Below are 17,564 nucleotides of genomic sequence, written 5' to 3' on the forward strand. Positions count from 1 at the left end.
GTGTGCTCACACGGCTGTCGGAGCCTTCGGCGCGGGCGCGGGCGCGGGCGCGGGTGCGGCCTTGGCCTGCGGCTTGGGTTTCGCCGCCGGGCCCGGGCCCGCGGTGAACTTCTCGTACTCCTTGAGGACCTCCTCCGTCGGCCCGTCCATCCGCAGTTCACCGCGCTCCAGCCACAGCACCCGGTCGCAGGTGTCGCGGATGGACTTGTTGCTGTGGCTGACCAGGAACACCGTGCCGGCGTGCTTGCGCAGTTCCCGGATGCGCTGCTCGGACCGCTTCTGGAAGGAGCGGTCGCCGGTGGCCAGGGCCTCGTCCACGAGGAGGACGTCGTGGTCCTTGGCGGCGGCGATGGAGAACCGCAGGCGGGCCGCCATGCCGGAGGAGTACGTGCGCATCGGCAGGGTGATGAAGTCGCCCTTCTCGTTGATGCCGGAGAAGTCGACGATCTCCTGGTAGCGCTCCTTGACCTGTGCGCGGGACATGCCCATCGCCAGGCCGCCGAGGTACACGTTGCGCTCGCCGGTGAGGTCGTTCATCAGGGCCGCGTTGACGCCGAGCAGGGAGGGCTGCCCGTCGGTGTAGATGCGGCCGTGCTCCACGGGAAGCAGGCCCGCGACCGCCTTGAGCAGCGTCGACTTGCCCGAACCGTTGGTGCCGATCAGACCGATGGCCTCGCCCCGGTACGCCACGAAGGACACCTTCTTCACGGCGTGCACCCGGCGCACGCCCGCGGCCTTCTCCGTCTTCCCGCGGCGCAGGATGCGGTTGAGGGCGGCGGTCGCGGTGCCGCGGCCGGCGCCGGTGCCGTTGACCCGGTAGACGATGTCGACGCCGTCGACGACGACGGTGGGCACGCGCTCGCCCGCCTGTTCGGCGGCAGTGCTGTTGTTGTCAGCCACGACCGTAGGTCTCCTCGGCCTTCCAGAAGTAGACGAAGCCGCCGATCCCGGCGACCAGGGCCCAGCCCACCGCGAGCGCCCACACGTGCGGCGGCAGCTGGCTTCCGCCGAAGGTGTCGATCAGGGCGAAGCGCATCAGGTCGATGTAGACGACGGCGGGATTGAGCTGGAGGGCGGTGCCGACCCAGGACGGCAGCCCGCTGTCCGGGCCGGTCATGTGCTCGATGCTGAACATGACGCCCGAGGCGTACATCCAGGTGCGCAGCAGGAACGGCATCAGCTGGGCCATGTCGGGGATCTTCGAGCCCACCCGGGCCATGACCATCGCCACGCCCGCGTTGAACAGGAACTGCAGCACCAGTGCCGGCAGGGCGAGCACCCAGGACGGGGCGGGCGGCACGCCGAAGGCCAGCAGGATCACGAGGAGCGCGGCCATCGAGAACAGCAGCTGCTGGAGCTGCTGGAGGCAGAACGACACCGGCAGCGCGGCGCGGGGGAAGTGCAGGGCGCGCACGAGGCCGAGGTTGCCGGAGATGGCGCGGGTGCCCGCCATGATCGAGCTCTGCGTGAACGTCCACACGAACACGCCGGTGACCAGGAACGGGACGAAGTCCTCCACGCCGCGCTTGGTGTCCATCAGCAGGCCGAAGATGAAGTAGTACACCGCCGCGTTGAGCAGCGGCGTCATCACCTGCCAGAGCTGGCCCAGCTTGGCCTGGCTGTACTGGGCGGTGAGCTTGGCGGTGGAGAAGGCGCCGATGAAGTGCCGGCGCGCCCACAGGTCGCGGACGTACTGGGGCAGCGAGGGGCGGGCACCGCTGACCGTCAGTCCGTGCCGGGCGGCGAGCGCCGCGAGGTCGGACCCGGCGGCGGGGCCGGATTCGGTGGTGAAAGGGGCGGCCTGGGTCGATGCCCGGGTCGGGGGAGGGGGGTCGAGGACCTGGCTCACATCCGGTGCTTTCGCTCGGGGGAGGGGGCGAGAGGGCGACGCCCGTCGTTCACCTGGGTGACCGTGTGTGTTCATTTACGTCGGGACGGCACCGTATCGTCGTGACGTGAGCGTAGGCCGTGGCAACGCCGGAACGCAACCGTTTCGTCGTGACGCCCTATGCTTGACCCGCATGACGACCAACGCCGCCGCCGACGAGCCGACGCCGCGCCCGCGCCGCCGGGCCCCCGCCGGGGCGGCGGTGCTCCGCGAGGACGTGACCGAGGCCATTCGCGCGGCGGTCTTCGAGGAGCTGGCGGCGGTCGGCTACGCCCGCATGTCCATCGAGGGCATCGCGCGCCGCGCGGGAGTCGGCAAGACCGCCGTCTACCGGCGCTGGCGCTCCAAGCTGCACCTTGTGCTCGACATCGTCTCCGCGCTCGCCGTGCAGGGCCTGCCCGCGCCGGACACCGGCTCCCTGGAGGGGGACCTGCGGCTGCTGTACGAGGTGACGTCCCGTGCCCTGCGCCATCCGGTGGCCTCGCAGATCATCCCCGACCTCCAGGCGGAGGCGGCCCGCAACGCCGACATCGCCGAGGCGCTGCAGAAGACCCTGCGGGAGGGCCAGGACGGCGTCGCCAGCAAGATCCTCGCGGCGGCGGCCGAACGCGGCGAGCTGGCCCCCGGCCTCGACACCGACCTGGCCCTCGACCTGATCTCGGGCCCGCTGTACTGGCGCTCGGTGGTCGTCCGCGGGCCGAAGCCGCCCAAGGGCTACCTGGGATCGCTGGCCCGGGCCACGGCGGAGGGGCTCAAGGCGCTCTGACCCCTCGGCGCCGGGCGGACCGAGGGCCGGCTCGCCCCATCACCAGCCGGCGAGCCGGACGACCTGCGCCGCTATGTCCCGCACCGCCCGGCCGTCCGTGGGTACCCGCACCGTGCCCACGGGGGCCTCCTCGGCCAGCCGCCGCGCCATGCGCAGACTCCGCTCGATGTGGACGCCGAGCTGCGATCCGGTCTCCCGCACGGCGAGCCGCTGCCGCACGGTGGCCTCGTCGGCGGTCAGGAGGACGCAGGTGACCCTGACCTCGTCCCCGCCCATGGCCCGCCCGATCATCGGCGCCTCGAGGATGCTCACGGTGTTGGTGTAGAGCAGCCGGCGCTGACCGAGCGCCGCGTAGTTCGCCCACACCGCGGCGATGTTCCGCTCGGTGATCGCCGTGCGGTGCGGGTCGCCCACGGGTGCGGGATGGATCTGGTCCATGCCGTCCCCCTCGATCAGGCAGTGCGCGGTTCCGGCCGCCCGCAGCAGCGCGGACACCTCCCGGCCGACGGTGCTCTTGCCCACGCCGGAGCCGCCGCCGATGAGCAACAGGTCGTAGGCGCCGGCTTCCTGGTCCATGCCGGCAGTGTGCGTCATGGCCGGGGCGGGGTGCGCGCGAATCCGTTTTCTCCCCGGGCCGAGGGTCCGGCCGGCCCCGGACCCGTCGGCATCCGGGTCGGCATACGATCGGACCGTGACGATCACCTACCGGTGGCGGGGAGACGTCGACAACGTGCTCCTCGGCGCACTGCACGCCGACGGCTTCGGCCACCCGCCCGACGGGACCGACTGGCGGACACAGCTGGAGCGGCACAGCCTCGGCTGGGTCTGCGCCTGGGAGAACGGCTCGCTGGTCGGCTTCGTCAACGTCGCCTGGGACGGCGGAGCACACGCCTTCCTCCTGGACACGGTGGTCGCCCGGCACTGCCGCTCACGCGGAGTCGGCGCCCAACTGGTCGCGGTCGCCGCCGAACAGGCCCGGGCGGCGGCGTGCGAATGGCTGCACGTCGACTTCGAGGACGACCTGCGCCCGTTCTACCTCGACGCATGCGGCTTCAAGGAAACGTCGGCAGGGCTCATCGCCCTGTGACGCGCCGCTGATTCAGTGGGAGGCATGGCTGTGACCGACCGGCCGAGCATCAGCACGTTGACGCTGGAGCACCGGATCCCGCAGGACTGGACTGCCGACCCCTGGGCCGAGGTGCGGCCGCTGATCGACGGGGTGGACGTTCTGGGCGAGGTCCACCCGGAAGGGATGGCGCCCAGTTGCCGGGGCTGGCGGGGACCGGGCGAGAGTTGGCCGCTCGCGGTCACGGCGGTGCCGCGCAGGGTGCTGATCAGCGAGCCGACCTGCACCGTCGGCTGCTGCGGCGGCCTGTACGTCACCATGCGCCGGGAGGGCGGCCGGGTGATCTGGGACGCCTGGGAGAACACCAGCGACATCAACGCCGTGCCCGCGGAGGTCCACTTCGACGCGGCCCAGTACGAGGCCGAGCTGGCGCGGGCCGCGGCGGACCGCGGTTGGGAGGAGCCGGTGGACACCGTGGCCCGGCTGCTGGAGCAGATCCTGGTGGACAGCGGCGGGTTCGAGCGGTGGGGCTGCGTCCTCACGGGCGTCCGGCCCCGGCGCGAGGAGCCGGACGAGCCCGAGGAGCTGGCCCTCCCCGAGGGCGTCGACGTCGAGTTCAGCGCATCCCCGGCCCCCGGGACGCCGGCCTGTTCCTACCGGTACGAGCTGCCGCTCGTCCCCGACCGGTCCCCGCGGGAGCAGGCCCGGCGGCTCGCCGCCCGCATCCTGGCGGACGATCCGCGCAGGAGCGCCGAGCGTGGCGACCAGCGCGTAGCGAGCGATCCCTCCCCCCGGTGCGTGCCGGTTCCCCGGACGGGAGGGGGAGACTGGCGCCATGACCCCGACCGATCCCAAGGCCGATCTCCGCCTCTACCTCCAGTCGGCCCGCGACGCCCTGCTCTGGAAGCTCGAAGGGCTCTCCGAGTACGACGTACGCCGCCCGGCGACGCCGACCGGTACCAACCTCCTCGGGCTGGTGAAGCACGCCGCCACGGTGGAACTGGGCTATCTCGGCGACACCTTCGGGCGGCCGTCCGGTGAGCCGCTGCCCTGGCTCGCCGACGGTGCCGAGCCCAACGCGGACATGTGGGTCACCGCCGACGAGTCACGCGCGTACGTCGTGGAGCTGTACCACCGGGCGTGGGCCCACGCGGACGCGACGATCGACGCGCTGGCGCTCGACACGGTCGGCAGGGTGCCGTGGTGGGACGAGGGGAAGGACGAGGTGACCCTGCACCATGCCGTCACCCGCGTGATCGCCGACACCCACCGGCACGCCGGTCATGCCGACATCGTCCGGGAGCTGACGGACGGTGCCGTGGGCATGCGCGAGGACAACGCGGGTGTGCCGGCGGCCGACGCGGTGTGGTGGGAGGCGTACCGGGACCGGGTCGAGCACGCCGCCCGGGAAGCCGGGCACCGCGGGACCCCGGGGCGGGCCCGATGAGGCGGGCGTGGACGGGCCCGGTGCTGCTGCTGATCGCCGGAGCGGGGGCCGCGACCGGGCCGATCGTGCAGGGGCGCCCGGGGACGGGTGCCGTGCTGTCGGTGGTGTTCGTGCTGCTGGCGGGGCTGACCTCGCCCCTGGTGTTCCCGAGGTCGGTCGGTGCGCTGGAGGCGCGGCGGCGCAGTGCCGCGGACGGGCGGCCGGTGGTGTTCTGGCGGCCGGGCTGCACCTACTGCCTGCGGCTGCGCCTCCGGCTGGGGCGCAGGGCCCGGCGGTTGCACTGGGTCGACATCTGGCGGGACGAGGCCGGGGCGGAAGCGGTGCGCGAGGTCAACGACGGCAACGAGACCGTGCCCACGCTGCTCGTGGCGGGCCGGGCCTACACCAATCCCGACCCGGCCTGGGTGCGCGAGCAGGTCTCCTCGACCCGGTGACGACCCGGGGCGTCAGTCCCGCGCCGCCTCCGGGTGGAGCCGTACCCAGCCCGCCCACGCCGACGTGATCATGTCCTCGACGTCGTACTTGGCCTTCCAGCCCAGTTCGACGGCGGCCCGGTCGGCCGAGGCGACGACGCGCGCCGGGTCGCCGGGGCGGCGCGGGGTGACCGTCGGCGGCTGGTCGCAGCCGGTGACGGCGTTGATCCGGTCGATCATCTCGCGGACGGAGACGCCCTCGCCGCGGCCGATGTTCAGCGTGAGGGCGGTGCCGGGCGAGGACTGGAGTGCGCGGGCCGCGGCCACGTGCGCCTCGGCCAGGTCCACGACGTGGATGTAGTCGCGCACGCAGGTGCCGTCCGGCGTCGCGTAGTCGTCGCCGAAGATCCGGGGGGCCGCGGACTCCGTGAGCTTCTCGAAGACCATCGGGACGAGGTTGTAGACGCCGGTGTCGACCAGGTCCGGGCTCGCCGCGCCCGCCACGTTGAAGTACCGCAGGGAGGCCGTGGCGAGGCCCGTCGCCCTGCCCGTGGCCCGGACCAGCCACTCGCCCGCCAGCTTGGTCTCGCCGTACGGCGACATCGGCACGCAGGGCGTCTCCTCGGTCACGAGGTCGACGTCGGGCATGCCGTACACCGCGGCGGAGGAGGAGAAGACGAAGGACGGGACCCCGGCCGCGGTGACCGCGTCCAGCAGGACCCGCAGGCCCTCCACGTTCTGCCGGTAGTAGTGCAGCGGCAGGTCCACCGACTCGCCGACCTGCTTCTTGGCGGCCAGGTGCACCACGCCGGTGACGGAGTGGTCGGCCAGGGCGCGGGCGACCCGCTCGCCGTCCAGGACCGAGCCCACCACCAGGGGCACACCGTCGGGCACGCGCTCGGCGATCCCCGTGGACAGGTCGTCGTAGACCACGGCCTTCTCGCCCGCTTCGGTCATCGCCCGTACGACGTGCGCCCCGATGTATCCGGCGCCGCCGGTGATCAGCCAGGTCATTGCGGCTGTCCCCTTCGTTCGGTGGTCCTTGGTAGCCATGATCCGTCATCGCGGCGCCCGCCGGGCGCCCGCACCCGTCAGGACGGTTCGGGTGCCGGACCGGTGCCGTACGCGTCCAGCGCCGCCGTGAGCCGGTCGAGGCGGGCGCGCAGGTCCTGGACCTCGGCCAGGTCCAGGCCGGTCGCCGCGGCGATCCGGCGGGGCACCTCGACGGCCCGCCCGCGCAGCGCCGCGCCCTCCTCGGTCAGCCGCACCTGCACCGACCGCTCGTCGCGCGTGCTGCGCTCGCGCCGGACCAGGCCGGCCGCCTCCAGCCGCTTGAGCAGGGGCGACAGCGTGCCGGAGTCGAGGCGGAGGTGCTCGCCGAGCCGCTTCACGGGCAGCTCGCCGTGCTCCCACAGCACCAGCAGCACCAGGTACTGGGAGTAGGTGAGCCCCAGATCCTTGAGGACCACGCGGTAGACGCTGCCGAAGGCGCGCGACGCGGCGCTCAGCGAGAAGCAGATCTGCTGGTCCAGGCGGAGCCAGTCGGTCGCGGGCTCGGCTGCGGGCTCGGCTGCGGGCTCGGTCGCGGGCGTGGTCATGCGCTCCAGGGTAGCCGACTGGCCTTGTCCGCGATTTAGTTGTGTGCAATTTAGTTGCGCGCGATCAAATGGCGTGCTCTACTTGTGGCTGTCAGGCACACAGCCCCCTCCCGAATCCCTGAAAGGGACGGTTCTCCCATGGACGCGCTCTACACCGCCGCCGCCACCGCCACCCACGGCCGCGACGGCCGTGCCGTCAGCTCCGACGGCACGCTCGACCTCGCCCTCGGCATCCCCGTCGAGATGGGCGGAAACGGGCAGGGCACCAACCCCGAGCAGCTCTTCGCGGCCGGGTACGCGGCCTGTTTCGGCAGCGCCCTCGGCGTGGTCGGCCGGGTGGCGAAGGTCGACGTCAGCGACGCCGCGGTGACCGCCGAGGTCGGCATCGGCAAGCAGGGCGAGGGCTTCGCGCTCGCCGTCACCCTCCGGGTCGAGCTGCCCGAGGGCCTCGACGAGGAGACCGGCCGCAAGCTGGTCGAGCAGGCCCACCAGGTCTGCCCCTACTCCAACGCCACCCGCGGCAACATCCCGGTCGACCTCGTCATCGAGTAGTCGCGCTCGCACCGCAAGCGCTCACCCGACCCGCGCCAGCACCTCCCCCGTCCGCTCGCTCCACGCCACCACCACCGCCTCCTCGGGCACCGGGTGCCAGCGCGTCAGCAGCAGCCAGCGGACGTGGTAGCGCCGGACCACCGCGGCGCGCTCGGCGCGGGTCGAGCCGGGCGCCAGGTACGCCTTGACGTCGCCCGCCCGCCGCCCGCGCTCCCGCTCGTCCAGCGCCGGGTCCGGCCAGGCGGGCGCCGCGAGGTTCGGCCCGTACCCGGCGATGGCGTGCCCGGCGTAGTAGCCGTCGGTGATCACGACCTCGCCGGGGCCGATGTGCCGCGCCGCCCAGGTGTACGCCGGCCAGTCCGGCGGCTGCTCGAAGCCGACCGGGTCCAGCGCCCGCGGCACCACCGCCCCCGCGTGGACCGCGAGGAACCCCAGCAGGGCGCCCGCGGCCGCGGCCCGGCCCAGCACCGCCCGCCACCGCCCCCACGGCCGGGGCGCGGCCAGCTCCACCGCCAGGGCGAACTGCGGCGGCACCAGCGTGAGCCCGAGGATCCGGCCGTAGGTGTAGTGGCCGCTGAACCAGCCGTACGCCACCACCGCGCAGTCCAGCGCGAACATCAGCACCAGCGGGTCCCGGTGCGAGCGGCGTCCGCGCGCCCACAGGGCCGGCAGGCCGAGCAGGGCCAGCCAGAACTCCCCGGGCAGGTCGAGGTACAGGACCCGGTGCATGGCGTCCACGCTGTCGTCGCCGGCCAGCGCGAACACGTCGAAGTACGGCCAGGCCGCCGCCGCCCCCACCGCCACGGCGCCGGTCAGCGCCCACCGGCCCACGACCGGCCCGCGCCACCCGCCCTGCCATCCGGCCACCAGCGCCAGCGCGCCGAGCACCGCCGCCACCGAGGTGATCGGGTGGACGAGGAGGATCAGGCCGTACAGGACGCCCAGCGCCCCGTATCCGGGCAGGCCGCGCAGTCCGCTCGGCCCCACGTACCGCACCCGGCGCCCGTCCCGCGCCCGCGCCCCGGTCAGCGCCCAGGCCCAGAAGGTCAGCCCGATCGCGAAGGCCGACGGGTAGCCGAGGTTGCCCGTCATCGACATCAGCCCGAGGTAGCCGCTCCACCAGGCCCGCTCCGTGCCCCACAGCAGGGTCATCGCGCCCAGCGCCAGCACCGGCGCCCACGGGCGCGGGGTCAGTACCCGGACGAAGCGGTTCAGGCCGGTCAGCAGCACCAGCAGGTTCAACGGCCCGGCGAGCCGCACCACCTCCCAGCCGCCCAGCCCCGTCAGCCGGGCGAACACGCCCTGTGCCACCGCGTACGGCGAGTAGTACGCGCTGCCCTCGCCCGGCAGGTCGGCCATCGGGTGACGCGGGTGGAGCAGGTCCGCCTTCAGGCGCTCGACTACGGCCGCGTGCTGGCCCGCGTCGCAGCACAGCGGCACCGCCCAGTACGCCAGCGTCATCACGAGGAAGAAGAGGAATCCGGCGACCTGGTAGGGGGTGGGGCGCCAGGCGCGTCCGCCGCGCAGTGCCGTCGCACCGCGCACGGGCCGCCGGACGAGGACGTCGGCGCTCACGAAGCGGAGGAGGTGTGGGGCATTCGGGACATTTGGCGTATGTTCCCGGTGGGGTCACCCCCGCCAATCGCTCACCGGCCCAAGTCACCCGGGCGGCGGACGCCCAGGACGCCCAGGACACCCAGGACGCTCAGCCGATCGCGTCCGCCCGGTCCCGCTGCTCCTGCGCCGGCAGCGGCACCCGCCCGCCGCGCACCACCGGCTCCAGCAGCAGCGGCACCCCCACCACCGGCAGCAGCCACGCCAGCACGATCAGCCGCTCGCCCCAGATGTTGATGTCCGGGTGCCCGGCCTGGGTGAGGAGCCCGGTGCACGCCGCCGCCACCAGGAAGCCGCCGACCGCGCCCCCGCGCCGCAGCGCGCCCCACGCCCCGGCGGCCAGCGCCGCCACGAACAGCGGCTGCCACGCCTGCCGGCGCAGCCACTCCACCCAGAAGTTGCCCTGCAACTGCCAGAACTCCGGCCACGGATGCTTCCGGTCGGGGCGGTTGAAGTGATCGGTGAGCAGGTCCTGGAGGCTGTCCGCCTCGGACGGGTAGTGCAGCAGCCACGCCAGCAGCACGGTCGCGAGCGCACCGGCCAGGCCGACGGCCGCGAGCGCCAGCACGTCCCGGGAGGCCGGACCGCCCCGGCCCCGCAGCCGTCGGGCCCGCCGCCGGTGCCGCCGCAGGGCGATCACCCCGCCGGCCGCCGCCAGGCACAGGCCGAGGAACAGCGCCTGGGAGTGCTTGACCGTGAACAGGGCGATCAGTGAACCGGCGACCACCGCCAGTCCGGCCCGGTTCCGCCCCGCCCGCAGCACCAGTGCGCAGCCCCAGACCGCCGCCAGGGTCAGCGCCATCAGCAGGCCCTCGGTCATCGGGCGCATCGCGGTCGTCCCGCACGGCAGCACGTAGTACAGCGCCTGCCCGGCCAGGGCGAGCGGCACCGGCACGGACAGGGTCCGCAGGATCAGGAAGACCAGGACGCCGCCCGCACCCGCGATCACCACCCCCGCGGTCCACAGGCCCCACGTCACCCCGAAGGCCAGCACGAACGGCACCAGGAACGCCGGATAGCCCGGCCGCGCCTCGAAGATCGCCATGAAGCGCTCCGACATGTACGGCACCGTGTGCCCGCCGGTCTGACCGGCCGCCAGCCGCGGCCGGACCACCGCCCACTCCTGCTCGCGGCACTCGGCCAGCACCGCACCGGTGGGGTCGGGGCGGTGGAACCGGACCACGTGCACGCTCTGGCCCCGGCGGGCCCGCTCCGCCCGGCTCGCGCACACGTAGTCGATGGTGGCCGTCGCCGCCGCGCGCTTGCCCTCACCGGTCAGACTCAGGGCGTACGACAGGTAGTTCCTGGTGTCGGGGGTGTCCCGGCCGGTGACGTTCGCCAGCTGGAGCACGGCGAACACGGCGGTCAGGAGCAGCACCCCGACGACGGCACCCCGGCCGTCCACCCGGCTGCGGGGTCTCATGTGGAGGGCAGCAGGTCGCGTCCGGACGGGACGGCGCGGGCGCCGGGCACGCCGGAGGGCTCCGGCGCGGGCATCGGCTCGCCGAGCAGCAGCGTCCGCACCACCCGTTCGGCGGCCCTCCCGTCCTCGTACTCGCAGTACCGGGCGCGGAAGGCCCCCCGCAGCCGCGCCGCCTCCTCGTCCCGCCAGGCCCCGGACGCCAGCAGCCACGCCAGCTCCCGGTAGGAGCGCGAGACGTGTCCGGGTGCCTCCTCGGTGATGTCGAAGTACGTGCCGCGGGTCGCCGAGTACGGGCCCCAGTCCTCGGCGTGGATCAGGATCGGGCGGTCCAGGAGGGCGTAGTCGAACATCAGGGCGGAGTAGTCGGTGATCAGCAGGTCCGAGGCGAGCATCAGGTCCTCGACGTGCGGTTCGTCCGTCGTGTCGACCACCGCGCCCCGCCGGTGCAGCTCGGTGAGGCCCAGGCCGCGCGCCGGACCGGTGGCCAGGGACGGGTGCAGGCGGACGAGCAGGGTGTGGCCCTCGCCCAGGTCGGCGGCGAGCCGGGCCACGTCCAGGCGCTCGACGAGTCCGCCGCGCCGGTACTCCCGGCGGGTCGGCGCGTACAGCACGACGGTGTGGCCGGCGGGGACACCGAGCCGCTCGCGTACCCGCCGCCCGTCCTCGGGACCGGCGTTGACCAGGGCGTCGTTGCGCGGGCTGCCGGTGCGCGCGGACGTGAAGTGGCACGGGTAGGCCCGCTCCCAGACCCGCTCCGCGTACCGGCTCGCGACCAGGCTGTGGTCCCAGCGGTCGGCCCGGCGCAGCATCTGCGGCACGTCCAGCCCGTGCCGGGCGCCGGGCCGGTCCAGCAGGTCCACGCCCATGTGCTTGAGCGGCGTCCCCTGGTGGGTGTGGAGGTGGACGGTGCCGGGCCGCTTGGCCACCGTGCCGGGCCAGTTGACGTTGTTGACGAAGAACGCCGCCCGCTCGGTCACCCGCCGGTAGGCGGCACTGCCCAGGACCACGTGCTCGGTGCCCGGCGGCAGCAGCGCGGGGTCCGCCGCGCTCTCCTCGTCCCGCACCACCCACACCCCGCGCAGGTGCGGGGCGAGTTCACGGGCCGCGCGGTGGATCGCGGCGGGGTCGCCGAGCACGCCCCGGTGGGAGAACGCCGAGTACACGACGAGGTTCGGGTCGAGGGGACGGCGCACGTGCACGGTGCTCGCCGTCCGGCGCAGCCGCCCGGCGGCCGCGGCGAGCGCCGGCCGTGTCCGGCGCTCCAGCTCCCGCGCCGCCCGCCCGGACTGCCGGCGCACCCGGTAGGCGGCGTACGACCCCTCCAGCACCCGCAGTCCGGCCGGGACCGCCGCACCCTCGGGCCGGTGGGCGCGGAACATCTCGGCGGTGCGGTGGAAGAACTCGGCCCGGTCGGAGGGCGGCAGCCGGTCCGGCTTGGACAGGATGTCCAGGCAGTGCTCGCCCATCTTGGCGTGCAGGAACGGCCGCCACCTGGCCGCCAGTTCCGGACGGGCGTCCAGGAAGGCGAAGACCCGCTCGTACTGCGCGTGGACGTCGAAGTGCTTGCGGCTGGTCGTGGACAGGATGTTGCCCTGGCGGCGCTGGCGGTAGTTCAGGCAGATGCGGTCCAGCGCGGCGATCCGCTCCGCGCTGAACATGACCGGGAAGGTCCAGGGCGTGTCCTCGTAGTAGCCCGGCGGGAAGGTGAAGCCCTCCCGCTCGACGAAGTCGCGCCGGTAGACCTTGTTCCACACGACCATCAGCAGGTCGAGGATCTCGGGATGCCCGGCCGCCGTGAACGTGCCGTCGCCCGCCTGGGCGAGCACCCGGGCCAGCACGTTGCGCCGGGTGCCGCCCCACCAGTAGGTGCGCGCGTAGTCGAAGACCAGCACGTCCGGGCCGTCCGTCTCCGCGAGCCGGTCGGCCATCGCGCGCAGGGCGCCCGGAGTGAGGGTGTCGTCGCTGTCGAGGAAGAAGAGGTAGTCGCCGGTGGCGAGCGGCAGGCCGGCGTTGCGGGCCCGGCCGAGGCCGGCGTTCTCCGCCAGGTGCAGCACGCGCACCCGGTCGTCGCGGGCCGCGTACTCGTCCAGGATCGCCCCCGAACCGTCCGGCGAGCAGTCGTCGACGGCGATGACCTCGATGTCCCGGAAGGACTGGTCCAGCACCGAGTCGAGGCACTCGCGCAGGAAGCCCTGCACCTTGAAGCAGGGGACGATGACGCTGAAGCGGGGCACGGCGGGGTCAGCTCCTCACGAGGGTGGCGGCGGCGGGGGCCGGAACGCGCTCCGCGAGCGGGAGCACCGGCGGCAGTGCCTCGGGCGGCTCGCCGAGCAGCACCCGGCGCACGACGCGCTCGGCGGCCCGGCCGTCGTCGAACTCGCAGAACCGCTCCCGGAAGGCCGCCCGCAGCGCCGTCGACTCCTGGCCCGCCCAGCTGCCGTCGGCGAAGACGCGGGCCAGCTCCTCGGGCGTGCGCGCCACCGGTCCCGGGGGCGCCGCCATCAGGTCGAAGTAGACGCCGCGGGTCTCCCGGTACACGTCCCAGTCGTCGGCGTACACGACGATCGGGCGGTCCAGGTTGGCGTAGTCGAACATGATGGACGAGTAGTCGGTGACCAGCGCGTCCGCGGCCAGGCACACGTCCTCCGAGGAGCGGTGCCCGGTCACGTCGATGACCCGGCCGGTGCGTTCCCGGCTCCCGCCCCGGTCGTAGAAGTAATGGGCGCGCAGCAGCACCACGACGTCTTCGCCGGCCGCCTCGCAGAACGCCTCCAGGTCCAGGCCGCCCGCGCCGAACCCGGTCTCCCAGTCCCGGTGCGTGGGCGCGTACAGGACCGCCGTCTTCCCCTCCGGGACGCCCAGTTCGCGCCGCACCCGGGCCACGTCCCCGGCGGTCGCCGTGCAGTAGACGTCGTTGCGCGGGTAGCCGTACTCCAGGTGCTCGTACGAGCCGGGGAAGGCGCGCTCCCACATCTGGGTGGAGTGCCGGTTGGCGGACAGGTTGAAGTCCCAGCGGTCCACGCGGGCCAGGAGCTTGGTGAAGCTGCCGGTGGCCGCCGCCACCACCGGGTACGTCGACTGGTCCACGCCCATCGTCTTCAGCGGGGTGCCGTGCTGGGTCTGCAGGTGCACACTGCCGGGGCGCTTGACCACGCCCTCGGCGAAGTTGGCGTTGTTCACCAGGTACGTGGCGCGGGCCAGCACCTCCCAGTACCGGTGGCTGCCGACGACCGCGTGGTCGACGCCCTCCGGCAGGGTGTGCGCCTGGTCCGGCTCGACCAGGAACACCGACCTGAGGTGCGGGGCGAGTTCGCGGGCCTTGGCGTGGATCGCGGCCGGGTTGCAGGCGTAACCGCGGCCCCAGTAGGCGCAGTACACGACGAGGTTGGGGTCCAGCGGGCGGCGCAGGTGGCGGTGGTAGCGCAGACGGGTGCGCAGCCCGCGCGGCCACGGCAGGCGGCGCAGGACGCCGGTCGCCGTCCGGTTGGCGGCGCGCAGCGCGCGGAAGGCGGTGTACGACCCCGACGCCAGCAGCCGGTGCTGCACGCCGAGCCGCCCGCCCGGCGGCCGGAATCCCGCGGGGCGGTGGCGCCGGTACAGGCGGCTCGCCCGGCGGTAGAAGGCGCGGCGTCCCCGCCGGGTCAGGCGCCGGGGGTGGGTGGCCGTCTTGAGGACCGCCGCGAAGAGCTGCTCGAACAGCGGGCCGCGCCGCTCGGGCGGCAGGCCCCGCTCGACGGCGTGGGTGAGGGCGAGTTCGGCCTGGTCGAGCAGGTCCGCGTGGTGCTCGCCGGGCAGGTTCAGCCGGTTGCCCTGGCGCCGCACCCGGTGCCGTACGACCACCTCGCGCAGCACGGCCATGCGCTCGGCGCGCGCCGCGACCCGGGCGCCGAAGCCGACGTCCGTGAAGTGCCCGCCGGGGAAGTCCAGCCGGCGCTCGGTGAGGAAGGTGCGGCGGTGGACCGCGCTCCAGGCGGGCAGGTGCACGCCGGTCAGGTGCGGGGCGCGGTCGGGGGCGAAGGCGCCGTCCGGGGTCTTCGCCAGCAGCGGCGCGGCCGGGTTGGTGGTCTCGCCCTCCCACCAGGGCACCCGCTCGTGCTCGAAGTACAGGACGTCGACGCCGCCGGTGTCCGCCAGGCGTGCGTCCACGGCCGCCAGCGCTCCCGGCACGAGGGTGTCGTCGCCGTCGAGGAACAGCAGGTACGCGCCGGTCGCCGCCCGCATCCCGGCGTTGCGCGCCCCGGCCAGACCCGCCGACGGCGGCGAGTGCACGGGCGTCACCCGGGAGTCCCGCTCGGCGTGCTCCCCGGCTACGTCCGCCGCGGCGCAGTCCGGGCCGTCGCAGACCGGGATCAGCTCGAAGTCGCCGAAGGACTGGCCGAGGACGGAGTCCAGTGCCTGGGAGAGCCGCCCCGCGACCCCATGGGACGGGACGATGATGCTGAAGCGGGGCATACTGCTCTTTCTCTCGGTTTCAGAGGCTGTCGGTGACGGTGCGCGGACCCGCCGGTGGCGGCACCGTGGTCAGCGGGGCCCGCGCCAGAGCCGCGGTGGCGGAGGGCGCGGGGCGGCGCCCGGAGAGCGGGACGGCCGGCGGCGGGTCCGTCTCGCCCAGGACCACCCGGCGTACGACCCGCTCGGCGGCGCGGCCGTCGTCGTAGGGGCAGAACCGCTCGCGGAAGGCGGCCCGCAGCCGCGCCGACCGGGTGCCGTGCCAGTCGCCGCTCGCGAACACGCCGATCAGCTCGTCCTCGTCCCGCGCGATCGCGCCCGGCGGGAAGGACCGCAGGTCGACGTAGGTGCCGCGGGCCGCCTCGTACGCCTCCCGCTCGGCGGCGTGGATCACGATCGGGCGGTCGAGGCCCGCGTAGTCGAACATCAGCGACGAGTAGTCGGTGACCAGGGCGTCCGAGGCCAGGCACAGCGACTCCACGTGCGGGTGGTCGCTGACGTCCAGCACCCGGCCGGCGGACGCGGCGAGCGGGCCGCCGTGCCGGGGGTGGGCGCGGGCCAGCACCACGAAGCGCGGGCCGAGGCGGCGCACGACGCGCTCCAGGTCCAGGGCGGAGCGCTGGGTGCGCCGGTAGTCGCGGTGGGTGGGCGCGTACAGGATCGCGACCGTGCCCTCGGGGACGCCGAGGGTCTCGCGCAGCCGGGCCACGTCCGCGGCCGTCGCCCGCTGGAGGACGTCGGTGCGCGGCTGGCCGCACTCCAGGGCGGTCCAGTCGCCCGGGTGGACGCGTTCCCAGGTCAGGGTGGAGTGGCGGTTGGCGGAGACCACGTAGTCCCAGGAGTCGGCCTCGCGCAGCAGCCGGGCGAAGTCGGTGCCCTGAGCGGCGGCCGGGCGCTCCTGGAGGTCCAGGCCCATGTGCTTGAGGGGCGTCCCGGCCTGCGTCTGGACCAGGACCTGACCCCGCCGCCTGACCAGGCCCGGGCCGAAGGCACCCTCGCGCACCAGGTAGCGGGAGCGGGCCAGGGCCGTCCAGTGGGCGGCCGTGCCCGGGGTCAGGCGGCGGGTGCCGGGCGGCACGGTGTGGTGGTGCACCCGGTCGGCTGTCCACGCCGTGCGCACGTGCGGCGCGAGACGGCGGAACGCCTCCTCCAGCGCGCCCGGGTCGCGGCCGTACCCCCGGTCGCCCTCGACGGCGAAGACGGCCCGGTCGGCGCGGAGCGGGAGGCAGCGCTGGACGCGGTAGTGCAGGCGCAGGGCGCCGGTCCGGGCGGCGCGCAGCAGCCCCGCGGCGACCCCCGCCGTACCGCGGCGCAGGGCCGACGCCAGCCGCAGGGCGCCGTAGGTGCGGCGCAGGCCCAGGCGGAGCAGGGCGTGGCGCAGCCGGACGGGCAGCGGGGCGGGGGCGCCGGGGACCCGGTAGCGGCGGCAGTGGACCCGGGCCCGGCGCAGGAACTCGGCGCGCAGGGAACGCGGGAGACGGCCGGGGCGGGTGTACACCGTCGTGAGGTGGTCGGCCATGCGCCGGTACAGCAGCGGCCGCCAGCGGGCCAGCTCCTTGCGCGACTCCGGGTGCGTCTCCATGCGCGCGTCGAGGAACGCGAAGACGCGGTCGTACTGCGTGAAGACGTCCAGGTGGCGCTCGCCCGGCGTGCCCAGGATGCTGCCCCGCAGCCGCTGGCGGTAGTGGACGCAGACCCGGTCCAGGGTGGCGACGGAGCCCGCCGTCATCAGGACCGGGTACGTCCACGGCGTGTCCTCGTAGTAGCCCGGCGGGAAGGCGAAGCCCTCGCGTACGGCGAACTCCCGTCGCACCGCCTTGTTCCAGGCCACCATCAGCAGCTTCAGCAGCCCGGGCCGGTCGGCGAGCCGGAACGGCGCCGGGCCCTGCTCGGTGAGGTGCGCGGCGGCCTGGTTGCGGACCGTCTCGCCGGTCCAGTACGTGCGCGCGTAGTCGTAGACCAGGACGTCCGGCTCGCCGGTCTCCTTGATCCGGTCGGCGATGCCCCGCAGCGCGTGCGGGGTGAGGGTGTCGTCGCCGTCGAGGAAGACGAGGTAGTCGCCGCCCGCCCGTTCCATGCCGGCGTTGCGGGCGGGGCCCAGCCCCTCGTTGCGCGGCAGGCCGATGACGCGGACGCGCGGGTCGAGGGCCGCGAACTCGTCGGCGATCGCGCCGCAGGCGTCCGGCGAGCCGTCGTCGACCACGATCACCTCGAAGTCCGGGTACGACTGGGCCAGCACCGACTCCAGGCACGCGTGCAGATACGCCTGCACCTGGTACGCGGGAACGATGACACTGAACCTGGGCACGGGGACTTCCATCGGTCGGCGGGATCGGTGCGGGCGTTCT

15 protein-coding genes and 1 pseudogene are annotated in these 17,564 nt (G+C 74.2%); 6 read left to right on the forward strand and 10 right to left on the reverse strand.

The annotated features are described in order from the left end of the window. Window positions 1–6: 6 nt before the first annotated feature. Window positions 7–900 (reverse strand): ABC transporter ATP-binding protein, encoded by an 894-nt coding sequence (locus R2E43_RS23205; protein WP_168715450.1) that lies wholly within the window; start codon window positions 898–900, stop codon window positions 7–9. Further along, complete coding sequence (locus R2E43_RS23210; RefSeq protein ID WP_003975816.1) at window positions 893–1,849, reverse strand: ABC transporter permease; 957 nt, start codon at window positions 1,847–1,849, stop codon at window positions 893–895. Before R2E43_RS23210 ends, R2E43_RS23205 begins: the two co-directional genes overlap by 8 nt. 172 nt (window positions 1,850–2,021) lie before the next feature. Between R2E43_RS23210 and R2E43_RS23215 the strand changes: the two genes are divergently transcribed. Continuing rightward, window positions 2,022–2,654, forward strand: a complete 633-nt coding sequence (locus R2E43_RS23215; protein WP_016326371.1) for a TetR/AcrR family transcriptional regulator — start codon at window positions 2,022–2,024, stop codon at window positions 2,652–2,654. Window positions 2,655–2,693: 39 nt separating this feature from the next. Here R2E43_RS23215 and R2E43_RS23220 read toward each other — a convergent pair whose 3' ends face one another. Further along, window positions 2,694–3,230 carry a nucleoside/nucleotide kinase family protein gene (locus R2E43_RS23220; protein ID WP_168715449.1) on the reverse strand — a complete coding sequence of 179 codons (537 nt, stop codon included), beginning with the start codon at window positions 3,228–3,230 and terminating at the stop codon, window positions 2,694–2,696. Window positions 3,231–3,345: 115 nt separating this feature from the next. Here R2E43_RS23220 and R2E43_RS23225 point away from each other — a divergent pair, with 115 nt between their 5' ends. The 4 genes and pseudogenes from R2E43_RS23225 to R2E43_RS23240 all read left to right on the forward strand — a co-directional run bounded on the left by R2E43_RS23225 (window position 3,346) and on the right by R2E43_RS23240 (window position 5,601). Beyond that, window positions 3,346–3,741, forward strand: coding sequence for a GNAT family N-acetyltransferase (locus R2E43_RS23225; protein ID WP_161270067.1), 396 nt, complete (start codon window positions 3,346–3,348; stop codon window positions 3,739–3,741). A 24-nt stretch (window positions 3,742–3,765) separates the two neighbouring features. Continuing rightward, window positions 3,766–4,545: pseudogene (locus R2E43_RS23230) on the forward strand (hypothetical protein); the annotation flags it as partial. A 10-nt stretch (window positions 4,546–4,555) separates the two neighbouring features. After that, entirely contained in the window at window positions 4,556–5,167 is a 612-nt protein-coding gene (locus tag R2E43_RS23235; protein WP_136208993.1) for a DinB family protein, read from the forward strand. Beyond that, entirely contained in the window at window positions 5,164–5,601 is a 438-nt protein-coding gene (locus R2E43_RS23240; RefSeq protein WP_003975822.1) for a glutaredoxin domain-containing protein, read from the forward strand. The genes R2E43_RS23235 and R2E43_RS23240 overlap by 4 nt, the downstream gene beginning before the upstream one ends. Window positions 5,602–5,613: 12 nt before the next feature. On the opposite strand, the gene galE is transcribed toward R2E43_RS23240, so the two are convergent. Beyond that, window positions 5,614–6,594 (reverse strand): UDP-glucose 4-epimerase GalE, encoded by a 981-nt coding sequence (gene galE / locus R2E43_RS23245; RefSeq protein ID WP_003975823.1) that lies wholly within the window; start codon window positions 6,592–6,594, stop codon window positions 5,614–5,616. A gap of 77 nt (window positions 6,595–6,671) precedes the next feature. Beyond that, window positions 6,672–7,178, reverse strand: a complete 507-nt coding sequence (locus R2E43_RS23250) for a MarR family winged helix-turn-helix transcriptional regulator (RefSeq protein ID WP_003975824.1) — start codon at window positions 7,176–7,178, stop codon at window positions 6,672–6,674. 138 nt (window positions 7,179–7,316) lie between these two features. On the opposite strand from R2E43_RS23250, the gene R2E43_RS23255 reads away from it, so the two are divergent. Next, entirely contained in the window at window positions 7,317–7,730 is a 414-nt protein-coding gene (locus tag R2E43_RS23255) for an organic hydroperoxide resistance protein (RefSeq protein ID WP_326652191.1), read from the forward strand. A gap of 21 nt (window positions 7,731–7,751) precedes the next feature. Here R2E43_RS23255 and R2E43_RS23260 read toward each other — a convergent pair whose 3' ends face one another. The 5 genes from R2E43_RS23260 to R2E43_RS23280 all read right to left on the reverse strand — a co-directional run bounded on the left by R2E43_RS23260 (window position 7,752) and on the right by R2E43_RS23280 (window position 17,524). Next, window positions 7,752–9,305 (reverse strand): hypothetical protein, encoded by a 1,554-nt coding sequence (locus R2E43_RS23260; RefSeq protein WP_332056529.1) that lies wholly within the window; start codon window positions 9,303–9,305, stop codon window positions 7,752–7,754. 130 nt (window positions 9,306–9,435) lie between these two features. Next, on the reverse strand, window positions 9,436–10,767 hold the full coding sequence (locus R2E43_RS23265) for a hypothetical protein (RefSeq protein WP_106518595.1): 1,332 nt from the start codon (window positions 10,765–10,767) through the stop codon (window positions 9,436–9,438). Then, complete coding sequence (locus tag R2E43_RS23270; RefSeq protein ID WP_332056530.1) at window positions 10,764–13,001, reverse strand: bifunctional glycosyltransferase/CDP-glycerol:glycerophosphate glycerophosphotransferase; 2,238 nt, start codon at window positions 12,999–13,001, stop codon at window positions 10,764–10,766. Before R2E43_RS23270 ends, R2E43_RS23265 begins: the two co-directional genes overlap by 4 nt. Before the next feature lie 7 nt (window positions 13,002–13,008). Then, on the reverse strand, window positions 13,009–15,219 hold the full coding sequence (locus R2E43_RS23275; protein WP_210984872.1) for a bifunctional glycosyltransferase/CDP-glycerol:glycerophosphate glycerophosphotransferase: 2,211 nt from the start codon (window positions 15,217–15,219) through the stop codon (window positions 13,009–13,011). A gap of 19 nt (window positions 15,220–15,238) precedes the next feature. After that, window positions 15,239–17,524 (reverse strand): bifunctional glycosyltransferase/CDP-glycerol:glycerophosphate glycerophosphotransferase, encoded by a 2,286-nt coding sequence (locus R2E43_RS23280; protein ID WP_308407158.1) that lies wholly within the window; start codon window positions 17,522–17,524, stop codon window positions 15,239–15,241. Window positions 17,525–17,564 lie beyond the last annotated feature (40 nt).

The sequence above is a fragment of the Streptomyces violaceoruber genome, from assembly GCF_033406955.1.
Taxonomy (GTDB): Bacteria; Actinomycetota; Actinomycetes; order Streptomycetales; family Streptomycetaceae; genus Streptomyces; species Streptomyces violaceoruber.